At 43.7% G+C, this 12990-nt stretch carries 10 protein-coding genes; 5 read left to right on the plus strand and 5 right to left on the minus strand.

The window, feature by feature from the left end; translation table 11 throughout:
- Positions 1-2112, minus strand: coding sequence for an LruC domain-containing protein (locus DUN60_RS22595; protein WP_114635524.1), 2112 nt, complete (start codon positions 2110-2112; stop codon positions 1-3).
- 540 nt (positions 2113-2652) lie between these two features.
- The gene (locus DUN60_RS22605; protein WP_017082444.1) at positions 2653-3171 is read right to left on the minus strand and encodes an NUDIX hydrolase; all 519 of its coding nucleotides are present in this window, start codon (positions 3169-3171) and stop codon (positions 2653-2655) included.
- 370 nt (positions 3172-3541) lie between these two features.
- Between DUN60_RS22605 and DUN60_RS22610 the strand changes: the two genes are divergently transcribed.
- Positions 3542-3796 carry a putative hemolysin gene (locus DUN60_RS22610; protein ID WP_054547073.1) on the plus strand — a complete coding sequence of 85 codons (255 nt, stop codon included), beginning with the start codon at positions 3542-3544 and terminating at the stop codon, positions 3794-3796.
- 230 nt (positions 3797-4026) lie between these two features.
- Positions 4027-4704, plus strand: a complete 678-nt coding sequence (locus DUN60_RS22615) for a hypothetical protein (protein WP_114635525.1) — start codon at positions 4027-4029, stop codon at positions 4702-4704.
- A 4-nt stretch (positions 4705-4708) separates the two neighbouring features.
- Here DUN60_RS22615 and DUN60_RS22620 read toward each other — a convergent pair whose 3' ends face one another.
- The gene (locus tag DUN60_RS22620) at positions 4709-5587 is read right to left on the minus strand and encodes a YdcF family protein (protein ID WP_114635526.1); all 879 of its coding nucleotides are present in this window, start codon (positions 5585-5587) and stop codon (positions 4709-4711) included.
- Positions 5588-5898: 311 nt separating this feature from the next.
- On the opposite strand from DUN60_RS22620, the gene DUN60_RS22625 reads away from it, so the two are divergent.
- The 3 genes from DUN60_RS22625 to DUN60_RS22635 all read left to right on the plus strand — a co-directional run bounded on the left by DUN60_RS22625 (position 5899) and on the right by DUN60_RS22635 (position 10219).
- Positions 5899-7269, plus strand: coding sequence for an L-serine ammonia-lyase (locus DUN60_RS22625; RefSeq protein WP_004730160.1), 1371 nt, complete (start codon positions 5899-5901; stop codon positions 7267-7269).
- A gap of 464 nt (positions 7270-7733) precedes the next feature.
- Positions 7734-9212: a POT-type proton-dependent oligopeptide transporter gene (locus DUN60_RS22630; protein ID WP_114635527.1), complete on the plus strand. Its 1479-nt coding sequence runs from the start codon at positions 7734-7736 to the stop codon at positions 9210-9212.
- A 224-nt stretch (positions 9213-9436) separates the two neighbouring features.
- Entirely contained in the window at positions 9437-10219 is a 783-nt protein-coding gene (locus DUN60_RS22635) for a siderophore-interacting protein (RefSeq protein ID WP_114635528.1), read from the plus strand.
- A 121-nt stretch (positions 10220-10340) separates the two neighbouring features.
- Here the strand turns inward: DUN60_RS22635 and gntR are convergent, their stop codons facing one another.
- Both gntR and gndA read right to left on the minus strand, forming a co-directional pair.
- Complete coding sequence (gntR, locus tag DUN60_RS22640; RefSeq protein ID WP_017079677.1) at positions 10341-11342, minus strand: gluconate operon transcriptional repressor GntR; 1002 nt, start codon at positions 11340-11342, stop codon at positions 10341-10343.
- A 139-nt stretch (positions 11343-11481) separates the two neighbouring features.
- Complete coding sequence (gndA, locus tag DUN60_RS22645; protein ID WP_114635529.1) at positions 11482-12990, minus strand: NADP-dependent phosphogluconate dehydrogenase; 1509 nt, start codon at positions 12988-12990, stop codon at positions 11482-11484.

Raw genomic sequence — 12990 nt, forward strand, 5'->3', positions numbered from 1 at the left:
TTAATCTTCAGTAGACCACGTTTTGTTGGCGTTAGGGTCCAAGTACCAGGTTGGTTTTGAAGAACCTCCTGAGGTCGCCCATTCAGCAAAGTCTGGGTATGCCTCGCTGATATCGATGTACTCTGATGGATGATTCCATGGCGATGAAATTAAGATACCCCAAGGCATATTTTGCGTAGTTCGATAGTATTTATCACTAGATGGGTCTGAATCGTCTTGCGCGATGCCATAGAAATCACTCACTAACGTGCCACGAGACGTTGGTGGTAGGTCTGCCGTGTGTATTTCTAAGTCTTTACCCGGAGATGTAACGAAGCTATCACCATGGTATTGACCTTCTCCTGCTCCAAAGATGAATGGGTCAAAGCCACTTAATGGCATCAGTGAACTCACTGTCGGCTCGCTTCCAGAAGCAAACGGTAGAGAAATGCTGAACGTCATTTGGTCAGCTTCTAACGTCGGGCTACAAGACGGATTAGTGCGGTGGAACATGCACTCACCGTGAATCGGAAGATCATTTTTTAGGTTCAACGAAGCGACAACAACGAGGTCTCCTCCTGGCGATGCAACATTTTTGTCCTCACCTGTAAACGGCGAGATATTTACTCGAGTCGCGCCATTCTTTTGCACTCGAGCCGTTTGAAGATCAACATCTGACTCATCGAAGCCATCAAGCTTCCATCCTAGTCCATTACCATAAGAAGCACCGTAGGCCATTATGGTTCCAGTAATATCCATTCGAAGCACTGCTTCATCTTTACTTAAAATGGTAGTGCGGTAGTAAACCACGACGTCATTTAAGTCAAAGTCACCAACTTCTGGCCAATTATCTTCAAAGGCCGCTGTATAGTAATTAGAATGTTGAACCGTTGTGCCAGGATCCGTAACGTTGAACACGTAGTCTTCTACTTCCCCGTCACCCACGTATCCATCGCTCGGAATATTAGGGCTGCTCGCTAAACGGAATCGAGTTTGTACAACACCAACGACGGCGTCATCACCAACACGAATAGGAACGACTTGGCTTCCGTCGACAACAGAGTAATTTTTCAGTATTTGCTCGTCATCATCGAAAGTCCCGTCCATATCCCAGTCGGCCCAAGCTTGTAGGTAACCACTACCGACTACGTTGACATTAATTAGACTGTCTAGGCCGATTTCAAGGTTCGTCAGCAATGCAATACCGTCATCATCATTTCCGTCAACATCCAAATCATCGCCGTTTGATGATGCGCCAGGTTGGCCATCAGTATCGGCATCAATACTAGCGCCTAAGTACAGCGTGGAAGAAATCGCATGCTCAGCACCGTTGCTCGCCTGTAATGTTCCATAGCTGTCAGGCGCGTCACCCAAATCAGATTCGTCTGAGCTTTCTATTGGCGTAGTAAATCCAGATAAATCCCAATTACCGTCAAATGCCGAGAAAATCGGGTTAGGGAAACTACTGCTACTACTCGTAACCGTTTCAAATTGTAGAGTAACGATCGAGGTGTTCTTGTAGGTGAATTTTACGGCACCGGATGTGTCAGTTTCGGAATAGTTCGTACCTGGTCCGGTGAATAGCACCGACGTTCCATCGGCACTCTCTTCCGCCGTCAAACTCGCGCTAGCACTACCAAGCTGGTAACTGTAGAAACCTTCGCTTTTAAACACTCTGACTTGCTCCGACTGCACGGATTCGCCATCAATGTCATAACCAATCATGTCAAATTCGGGAAGTGTATAAGGCACTGAGAACGTACCTGAGAGGCCATCTGTACCATCATAAAATTCAAAGGTATAGATTAAGCCTGCAGAGCCCGCTGAGTTAGTTTGGTAAAGAAAACCAATATCTCCTGAAGGCTGCGTCGCGCCAACTTTGTAGTTAGGAGCATGAAACAAAAATGTCGCATCACCAAACACACTACTAGACACTTTGGCGTCTATTGTTTTTCCATCATGTGTTCCGACGTTCAGAAAATGCATTGATGCCCCATCGTAGGTGGGCCCAGCCCACGAACTGCTACCGTTCGTCACCTCTACATGGTTTGAAAAGTCCAAATCCACCGTCGTTGCGTAGATAGGGACACTGATTGCTGCCGTCACAAGATAAATAATTTGCTTGTATTTCATAGTAAACCTCGACTTCTTCTTCGCTTCTGCGATTTCCTTGAAAAGTACGTAAACTCTGAACGGCAAATTAAAGAAACGTCTCATTTAACTCAAAACAATCCACATCTTTGTTTATTGTTTTCGTGCCGATAAAGCGAGCTGCTTAATACAAAGAAGCAAAAGAGAAGCCAAGTTTCTAACTATTTGAAAATAATCGTATTACATTGAAAAATAAGACTTATTTTTCAAATTTCAAATTACAATCAGGATAAAACGGTCTGTTCTTCAAAATAAGAATCAATTTGAAGAAAGGTTAGTCAACTTGATAAGAGATTAGTCAACTTGAAAAGAGATTAGTCAACTTGAAAGTCTGTTAGATACAGCAACGTTCTATGCGGTTTGGAAACTGGATAAGTTGTTTAAGGGCTGGAGGCGTTTTGCTTAAAACTCAAACTACGATGTGTTTGGTCAAGTAAAGGGGTAGGTATTATTGTTCGTTCATGGTTAGCAAAACTGTTTAAAAATATTCTACTTTTAAACAGTCTCGATTTATTAAAAGGGTTACAGCATTTCTTTTGCGATGAGATGTAACAAAAAGGTTTCGCGCTCAATGCTCATGCCCTTCTTAGAGCTCTCAGCCATGGTCTTTTCGTTGTGAGCGATCGCTTCATGGATATTCATCCACATCGGCTTCATCCCGTTTTTCACTTCATAATCTTCGTAAGCCGTTTCACCAAGCTCACGATCGATTTTGCATGAGTAGCAGTAAGAGATCATATGCATCATATCTGCATCGTCTTTATACCAAGGACGGAACTCTTCAAAAATGCCAAACGGCTTAATGCTATGGATATTCTTCGCGCCGGTCTCTTCTTCGAGTTCACGCACCATACCAGCAATCACATCTTCACCTTCATCCAAACCACCACCAGGAATGGTGTAGTCGTGATAACGCTCTGTATAAAGCATCAGAATGTCTTCACCATCTAATACAATGGCGCGGGCAGCATTACGCTTGTATACCGTTTTATTGTCTAGATGATCGATATCAGGGTGGATGGTGGTTTTTAGGTGTCTCATGATTCTGACTGCTCTACTGAATTTGGCGGCATCATATCATAATCATCAATAGATTCGAGGTTCTCCGTACCCCACAAGAACACATATCCTCTGCTTTTGATCGCAGTTCTCCCACGGCTATCGAGTCAAAGTAACCATCAAGTAGCACCTTATTGACGGAGGCCGTTCCTGTTATAACATCAGCTATGTCAGCTTGATCAAACACTCAAAAAGCACTTAAAAATAGCGAAATATCAACCTATTTCAATATCTTGACCAAATTAGGACAACCTTTTCTGAAATCTAAAATATACTAATTTCATAGAGCTTCTAATCTGGTTCTGTAGAACTTAACGCATTCGATTATAGAGTTATCACATAGGAGATAAACATGAAGAAACTTGGTTTGATGGCTGTATTTGCCGTTGTGTTGGGCGGTTGTACAAACGACTATGCAGAATATAGCGAAGGCCAACGTGTTTCAGTCGCTAACCCAGCCGCGGTTTATTGTGTTCAACAAGATGGTGAATTAGAAACCGTAACTGAAAACAATCAACGCACCACTTATTGTGTGTTTGATGACGGTGAACGTATCGAGCAATGGGAATACTACCGCAACAACCATGAGCAAAAAGAAGAAAGCTAAACTGCGACATCGTGAACTGATGACGCCGTACCTGTGAACGGCGTTACTCTGTCACGAATCCCACCTAATCAAATCCCATTACATTACGTAGACTGACCGCTACCAAGCGGCAGTTTACCGTATTTCCACACCAATTGAACGGCATTTTATTTCTGACGTAGCTCTGACATTAGCCTAACCGAGGCCGATAGAATGCCTGCCCGTTACAAATATTTACACATTGAATTACTATGAAAAGCCAATCTAAAACCAATGAACACACTCCAATGTCGTTTGAACTGCCAGAGTTCACCCTTTCCCAATCGACATCTCAAGTGATCTACAAACGATGCCAAACAGCTCTCGTTGTTTTAGCGATTGGTATAATGGTCAACCTTGCAATCCGCATTGATTTCGTTTTCTTGAATGGAAAAATCGGTGAAAATTCAGTCACTGAAATGCTACAGCAATTTCTTTTGATCGTCTCCTCTGGCGCATTTGCTTACCTCGCTAAAAAGCGTCCTGAGGTAAAGCATGCCGCTATGTTAATCAGCGCATTCTTCGCTGTAATGTTCATTCGAGAATTAGATTATTGGTTTGACATGATCGTACATGGCGCTTGGGTTGTCCCTGCCCTATTGGTTGCTGGTAGCGCAATCTTTTATGCAATTAAAAATGGTAAACGAACCATTGATCAGCTTGCGCTTATTCTTGCATCTCCACACATGAACACGCTGGTTACTGGTGTTATGCTTTTACTTGTTTTCTCTCGCTTATTTGGCATGGGTAGTTTTTGGCATGGCGTAATGGGAGAACATTATATAAGTAATGTTAAGACCATCGCTGAAGAAGGTACTGAGCTTCTAGCTTACTGTCTGATTGCGTTTGCGAGCTTAAAGACCGTTATTGGCATCACGAGAAAGAAATAAACATCTATCGCCACCAGCGATGTGTGTGATCCGATTCCGGGTCTAAATAACGATTCAATAAAGTCAGGTTAGTATCGAGTAATGCTAGGTACTCCCTGACTTTTTTTATGTCGGTACCCACTGAAGTCTGCTGGATACAGCGCTCCAATACTGGGAGTAAGCTGTCGACGATGTCAAAATGAGGCGCCCCCTCTACTAACGCCTTTACCGCTATCAGTGCCTCCAACGACAGCCTTTTAGGCTCCCCCCTAACTAACTCCAAATCTCGCTTGAATGTGCCCGCAGAAACACCTTCAAGATAAACTCGATAGGTTGTCAGCACATCCATCAATAGAAACAATTGCCCTTGAGTATTTTGATGAGGATATGGCACCGCAACATGAGCTTCTAGTTGAGGATCGATTTGTAGTTCCACCCCAAGTGCAGAGCACTTCTCGACCAAAACCTTAAGCAAGCCTTGTTCGTCCATGAGCGATTGGATCTCGAAAATACGTTGTAAATGGTAGTCATTCGAAACGAACGTCACCTTCACACTCTGCCCACGGGTAAACAGTCCACTTTCAATCATCTCTGAAGCTAAGTTCTGAATGTTCTCAACCGTATTTGTCGATTTCTGCTCAAGCAAAATCGCCCCTAAGGAAAACGGATATTCTCGCTGGCTTTCCATAATTCTAAAATACTGGTGCATTGCATCCGCTTCAGAGGTGGTTTGACCTTTTGTCACCCCACCACAAAATGCAACACCCGTTTTCTGAATAGACTCTTCTGCCAAAGGCCTCGCCAGATACTCCATCAAAGCATCAACTCGACTGATGCCTTCATCAGTCAATTTATTCCCATTAAGTCGCTTACCTAGCACAATAAGGAGGTGATTAATGCTCATTTTATGTTCAAGTCTCGTTTTAGTGATTAGATGGAGTGAATTATGTATACAATAGTTCTTAACAAAAGTATTTTTAAATTCCTAAATGTAGCTCGCAATAATGCTCACTATTGATAGCAACATCTTAAGGTACACAAGAATCAACGTGCAGCTATATAAAGCAAAAATAGCACGGTCTTGTATTTCATCGAACTACACGCTTGTTAACACTAATCTCATTGAAAGAATACGCTCACTCAAAGAAGTGAGGTTAACAAAAGATATACTTTAACCAGAGTTCGTTCATCGAACCGTCTTCACAGGAAGTTACTATGCTGTCTATTTTTGATATCTACAAAATTGGGGTTGGCCCGTCCAGCTCCCACACAAATGGACCAATGATCGCTGGGTTTAACTTTACCCAAAAAATTGATGCTCAGCTTAAGCAAGTGAAGCGTATTCAAATCGACTTATACGGCTCGTTATCATTGACGGGTATTGGTCACCACACAGACAGAGCAACTTTGTTAGGCTTGCTCGGTAACCGCCCCGACACTATTAAGATTACCAGTGCTAACCAAGCAATGCGTAAAGCGATTGAAGATAAATCTCTACTGGTTAGCGGTAACCATGAAATTCACTTCGATGTAGAAAGCGACTTACTCTTCCATAAAACTAATCTTCCGCTTCATGAAAATGGCATGACCATCTCTGCCTTTGACGCAAGCGGTAGTCTTCTAGATATGGAAACGTACTACTCGATTGGTGGTGGCTTTATCGCAACCGCTGATGAGCTACAAAACGGCAAGCAAGAAGCAGAAACACAAGTTGAGTTCCCTTTTTCTTCTGCCGACCAACTACTTGAATTGTCAGAGCAGCAAGGGCTTAGCCTTGGTGGCTTAATCCTGCGCAATGAAGTGTCTTTCCAAGACATGGATGTGATTGACCAAAAAGCTGACCAAATTTGGAAGGTGATGTCTCTGTGCATGCAGCGTGGCTTTGATACTGAAGGTATTCTTGATGGCGGACTAGAAGTCACCCGTCGAGCGCCAGCTCTTTTGAAAAAGCTTGAGGCGAATGCTTCGATTGAAAATGATCCAATGGAGATCATGGATTGGATTAACCTATTTGCCTTTGCTGTAAGTGAAGAAAACGCAGCGGGTGGCCAAGTGGTAACATCTCCAACCAATGGTGCGGCTGGCGTTATTCCTGCGGTATTAATGTACTACCATCGTTTCATTAAAGAGCTAGACACCAAGCAGTTGAAAGACTTCTTGGCAGTCTCTGGCGCTATCGGCATCCTATACAAGACCAATGCTTCAATTTCTGGAGCAGAAGTAGGCTGTCAGGGTGAGGTTGGCGTATCTTCATCAATGGCTGCTGCTGGCTTAACCGCTTTGCGCGGTGGCAGCAACGAGCAAATCTGTATCGCAGCTGAAATCGCAATGGAGCACTCTCTAGGCATGACATGCGATCCGATCGGCGGGCTTGTTCAGGTGCCATGTATCGAGCGTAACGCAATGGGTGCAATGAAAGCCATCAACGCATCACGTATGGCTCTAAAACGCACCAGCAAGTGTCTTATCTCGTTAGACAAGGTTATCGCAACCATGTACCAAACAGGTAAAGACATGAACAAGAAGTACCGTGAAACGTCTTTAGGTGGTTTAGCGGTGATCCACATGGCGCCACCATGTGAATAGCTAGATGCGATGAATAGTCGAGATACAGAGAATAGTTGAAACGCAATACATCGTTGACACGCACGAAAAGAAATCGCCTCACTCAGAACCGTTATTGTAAACTTAGTTTTCGATATCCAAACAAAAGCCAGCCACCAAGCTGGCTTTTTTATTGGCTAAAATCCAACAGCCAATAAAAAGTGACACTCACTTGAACATTTTACAAGATGACCAATGTTAACTTTTCCTTTATCCGTTCATTACTTAGCCACAAATGAAGGTAGTTAAATTTCTCACAGTTATGTATCCATTATCAAAATCTAACATTGCAAATTTCATTCATGAGAAATATCAATGTACTCATAAGAAAAGGTATATCGAGTAAAGTTCTGTTTGGGATGCATGTTTCATTTTATGTATTGCTAGTGATGGTATTATAATTAGGTTATTACACTACATCTTAATACTAATGTGAGAATAAAATAATGTGGAATAGATTAAACAAATCAATGATGTTCTGCCAAATGATGTTTGGACTTTCGTTCTATGGCGTCATGGTGATCTTGACTCGTTTCTTCCTTGAAGATCTTAACTACAATGAAGCCGACACAATGATGGTTGTTGGTGCTTTCTCTGCAATCGGACCGCTATTTGCTATTGCAGGTGGCTTCATCGCCGACAAATTTTTAGGCGCATACCGATCGTTGACCATTGCCTTTCTAGGGTTCGCAAGTGGTTATGCTCTACTGGTACTCGGTGCCGCGGCGACCAATGTTCCAATGGCATTATGTGGTATTGCTTTAGCGAGTTATGCGCGTGGTTTGATGTCCCCTTCTTACCCAAGTCTTTACAAACGCACGTTCAAAACTCAGGAAGATTTCGAAAACTGCTACCCTATCAACTACTCAGTCAACAATATTGGTGCGCTTTTAGGTCAGTACTTGTTCCCGATGCTAGTGCTTGTTGTTGGTTTCCACGGTGGCTTCCTTCTTTCAGCTGCTCTAGCAGGTGCCGCACTTCTGATGATGCTCTTTGTTCGCAAAGGCCTTGTTGAAGCAAGTGCTGAAATCGACCAAAAGCCAGTAAGCACTAAACACTGGGCTGCATTCCTTGGCCTTTCAGCTGCAATGATTGGTTTGGTATTCTTCATGTTTTCTAACATGGATATCGGCCAGAACATCGTGTACGCAATTGGTGGTGCAGCGATCATCTACTTTGTCTCTTTGATGATGAAATCGAAGAAGTCAGACATGCTGAAAATGGGCACGATCTTAATCATCACATTCCTGACGACATGTTTCTTCGTGTACTACGGTCAAATGATGACATCGATGACAATGGTTGCAATCAACACAATGCGTGGCGATCTATTCGGTTTCATCCCTGTAGCACCTGAAGCGTCGATGGCAATGAACCCACTTTGGTGTATGGTTGCAGGCCCTATCATTACGGGCATCTTCTCTAAACTAGAAAAGAAAAACATTCATTTCTCTACCGCAACCAAAGTAGGTTTCTCTTTCATTCTGACGACGATCGCTTTCGGTATCTTAACGATGGCAGTAACGACCGTTGGTGAAGATATTCTGATTCGCCCAGAAGTGTTCCTAGCAATCCACTTCTTCCTAGCATTTGGTGAGGTTATTGTTGGTTCTATGGTTGTAGCCTTCATCCTGTCTGTTGCACCTAAGCACATCGAGAACTTCTCAGTAAGCTTATTCTCTGTCGCAATCGCACTATCAGGCATTGTTGGTGCTGTATTCTCAACGTCTATTGCACTTGAGAAAGGCCAAGAGATCACACAAGAGATCGTTCAAACGGTTTACGGTGATTACTTCCAACTATTAACTATCCTAGCGGTAGTAATGGTTGGTATCGCAATGGCAGCATCGTTCATTATTCGTAAGATGCTAGACGCAGCGAAAGCCGCTGATGAAACGATTGAACTAGAGCAAGCAAACAGCTAATAACACTCTTATTCAACAAGCTCGTTCATCAAGCCCTTTAGTTTTCTAAAGGGCTTTTTTTCGATATGGATATCAAGATAAATAGATGTCAGGATTGGTAGGTAAATAGATGGAGGTTCAGGTTACGTTGCGCTGTGTAAATAAAAGTAAATGATAACCATTAGTATTGAGTGTTTTCCTGTTCAGGATTATGATGTGAAAATCAAAATCTAAGAGAGCCTTATATGAGCAAGCCTAGCCCTATCACATTAACCGTTACTCAAACCTCAACAATTACACCGAATATGCAGCGTATAACGCTTCGCGGTGAAGGATTAAGTAAGTACCCAATCGAATGTGCCGGCGGCTACATCAAGCTTTTGTTCTCGCCACTCGGCACCACTGATTTAAGCCAACTGAATGACGGTGAGCGCCCAACCATGCGCACTTACACCATTCGTCAATACAACCCAGTAGAAAAGTGGATTGAAGTTGATTTTGTACGCCACATAACCACAGATCTGCAATGTGGCTTCGCTGCAAGATGGGCGATGAACGCAAAAGTGGGTGACACAGTTTCAGTGGCAGGCCCTGGTTTGATTCAAGGGCTGAATCTGGAGTCTAATTGGTTCTTCTTAGTCGCAGACATGACCTCGCTCCCTGCTCTTTCTGCAAAAGTAAAATCACTTCCAGAGCACGCAACGGGCCACGCTGTCATTCAGATTAATTCAGCAGCAGACAAGCAACAACTTGAAGCACCCAAAGGCATCAAAGTTACTTGGTTAATTGAAGATGAAACTGAAGAAACACTTTCCCAGACGGTTCGCAATTCAGAATGGTTAGACGGTCAGGTTTCGATTTGGACGGCGTGTGAATTTGAAAGCATGCGCGAACTAAGACAGTACTTCCGCAACGATAAAGAAGTCGCGAAAGAAAATATCTATATCAGCAGCTACTGGAAACGTGGCGTCACTGAAGATGGCCACAAAGTGTTGAAGCAACAAGATGCTCAAGCTTTAGCAGGTTAAACCTGTCACTACATATATCTTCTTGCTAGATAAATAGAAAACGCCCTTAACGACATCACTATCGTTAAGGGCGTTTTAGTTTTAGTTTGAATCCGATAAAGAGCAAAGCTGAAATGTAAGATTAAATACTCTCACCTACTTCAATCTCATAACCAAGATCCAGCTTCGCCACCCATTCATTGTTGCCTTGTAAACGCGCTACAACTTGCTCTGCAGCGACTTTACCGATCTGCTCCCTAGGTGTTACGACAGTCGCTAAACGCGGCGTCATCGCCACTGTAATGTCGTGTCCGTGGAAGCCTGCAATCGCCATCTGCTCTGGTACTTGAATACCACGTCGTACACATTCGTAAAAAGCACCAATGGCCAAATCATCGTTAGTACAAAAAATGCCATTCACTTCAGGGTGCTTCTCAAGTAACTCGCCAATCAGTTTTGCACCAAGAGTAAACGAGGAAGCGTCTTCCGTTTGCAGCGTTACTGGCGTTTTGTCGGCTTCTTGCATCGCATGCTCGTAGCCCGCCATTTTCAAGCGAGTACGTTCATCCATACGTGCCGCTAAGTAAGCGATATTGGTACGCCCTCGGTCGAGCATGGTTTTAGTCATCGCTCTTGCCGCTTCGAAGTTATCAAAGCCAACCGCTTGTTCAATACGGGGAGACACCGAATCCATAATTTCAATCACAGGGATAGAAACAGTCTGCAGCATTTTACGCGCTCTATCAGTGTGCACGTTTTCTGAAAGGATAATCGCGTCAACGTTGTAAGAAAGCAGCGAAGCGATGCTCTGCTCTTCCAGTTCTGCGCTATAGCCATAGTGAGCAATCATGGTTTGGTAACCCGCAGGCGCGGTGACTTGCTCAATACCACGAATAACTTCAGCAAAAACTTGGTTAGTTAACGAGGGGACCAAAACACCAATCGCATTGCTTTTTGCGTTGGAAAGAATGTCTGGTGCGCGGTTAGGGATATAACCTAGCTCGTCTACTGCAGCGCTGATCTTATCTCGCAGTGCTTCTGATACTTGAGAAGAGTCTCTCAGGCAGCGACTGACGGTCATTTTGGTGACACCAACTAAGTTGGCAACATCTTGTAATGTTGGACGTTTTTTCTTATTCGACATAATTAGTAATTATTATTTTTGAGTTATGTTACTGGTAACAGTGTATCCGACTGACGTGGAATTTGAAGCCTAATTTAGTAAAATGTTGATACAGCGTCAAAATTACAAACGCCCTCTTGTTGAGGGCGTTATTGATTGTTTAAGCGTTTACTTTTACTTCAGTTCTCGGAGACTGACTCCAAGTCACGTGAAACTTTTCAGCTTCATCTCTATCGACTCGTGAATAGGTATGTGAGCCAAAATAGTCACGTTGCGCTTGCAATAGATTCGCTGGTAACACTTCACAGCGCAGAGAATCAAAGTAGCTTAATGCTGAACTGATCCCCGGCATCGGCACACCATACAAAGCTGAGTTAGCAACGGCGATACGCCAAGCAAGCTCACGCTCTTCCACTTGTTTGATGAAAACCTCGTCAAACAACAGGTTCGCCAGCTCACCATTTTGTTGATAAGCCGATGTTATACCTTGTAAGAATGCTGCACGAATAATACAACCTGCTCGCCAGATCTTAGCTATCTGAGTAAAGTCGAGATTCCACTCCTCTTTGTCTGACGCTGTTTTCAACAAATCAAAACCTTGCGCATAAACAGACAACTTGGCGCAATACAAAGCATCATGAAGCTCAGAAATAACCTCTGTTTTATCCAACTGACTCGCATCGGCAACATTGCCTTTTAGCAGTTTGCTCCCTTGAATACGTTGTGATTTTTGACCGCTCATCGCACGTGCATAAACCGCCTGTGCAATGGTTGGAGTTGGGCAGCCTTCCTGAAGACTGTTAACTGCTGTCCATAAGCCTGTGCCTTTCTGGCCAGCCTTATCAAGCACAACATCAACAAATGGCTTACCCGTCGCCAAATCTTCTTGTTGAAGAATATCGGCGCTGATTTCCATTAGGTAACTATTAAGTACACCGTTGTTCCACTGTTCGAAAACTTGGCCAATCTCTTGAGCTGGCATTTCAAGTACATCACGCATGAACTGATACACTTCGCAGATAAGCTGCATGTCGGCATACTCAATACCATTGTGAACCATCTTAACGTAATGCCCAGTACCCGAAGGTCCAACATACGCCGCGCATGCTTCACCCGCTTCAAACTGAGCAACCGGTAGTCCATTAGCATCCACTTTTGCAGCAATAGCTTCCCACATCGGTTTCACATATTGCCAAGCCGATTGGTCACCACTCGCCATGAGCGCAGGGCCAACACGAGCGCCTTCTTCACCACCAGAAACGGCGGTGCTAAAGAAGCGCAGTTTGCCTTTGTAGCCCACTTCACGCGCCTCGGTATCTGTCCAAAGGCTGTTACCCGTATCGATAACAATGTCGTCATTTTCTAAGCCAGCATCAAGCAAGCTATTCACGACGATATCGACAGGTTTTCCAGCAGGAACGGACAAAGCGATTACACGCGGCTTAGCTAGCCCTTGCAACACATGCTCAAGGCTAGTCCCTTGTGTGAACTGACCTTTACCAGTAAACAATTCATTAAGCAGCTTTGCTTCTGAACTAGCGCGCTCAATGTTGTCTGTATTCAAATCAAAGCCAGCAACGTTAAAGCCGTTATCCAGTAAGTTGAGTGCAAGGCTTTTGCCCATCACTCCTAAACCAATCATCGCAATGTCGTTTTTTAACTGAGTCAT

This window comes from Vibrio splendidus, from assembly GCF_003345295.1.
GTDB classification, from domain to species: Bacteria; Pseudomonadota; Gammaproteobacteria; order Enterobacterales; family Vibrionaceae; genus Vibrio; species Vibrio splendidus_K.

Coding starts and splice junctions, on each gene's coding strand:
- DUN60_RS22595 (WP_114635524.1), bottom strand. CDS start 2,112: ATGAAATACAAGCAAATTATTTATCTTGTGACGGCAGCAATCAGTGTC.
- DUN60_RS22605 (WP_017082444.1), bottom strand. CDS start 3,171: ATGAGACACCTAAAAACCACCATCCACCCTGATATCGATCATCTAGAC.
- DUN60_RS22610 (WP_054547073.1), top strand. CDS start 3,542: ATGAAGAAACTTGGTTTGATGGCTGTATTTGCCGTTGTGTTGGGCGGT.
- DUN60_RS22615 (WP_114635525.1), top strand. CDS start 4,027: ATGAAAAGCCAATCTAAAACCAATGAACACACTCCAATGTCGTTTGAA.
- DUN60_RS22620 (WP_114635526.1), bottom strand. CDS start 5,587: ATGAGCATTAATCACCTCCTTATTGTGCTAGGTAAGCGACTTAATGGG.
- DUN60_RS22625 (WP_004730160.1), top strand. CDS start 5,899: ATGCTGTCTATTTTTGATATCTACAAAATTGGGGTTGGCCCGTCCAGC.
- DUN60_RS22630 (WP_114635527.1), top strand. CDS start 7,734: ATGTGGAATAGATTAAACAAATCAATGATGTTCTGCCAAATGATGTTT.
- DUN60_RS22635 (WP_114635528.1), top strand. CDS start 9,437: ATGAGCAAGCCTAGCCCTATCACATTAACCGTTACTCAAACCTCAACA.
- gntR (WP_017079677.1), bottom strand. CDS start 11,342: ATGTCGAATAAGAAAAAACGTCCAACATTACAAGATGTTGCCAACTTA.
- gndA (WP_114635529.1), bottom strand. CDS start 12,990: ATGACTCAGTTAAAAAACGACATTGCGATGATTGGTTTAGGAGTGATG.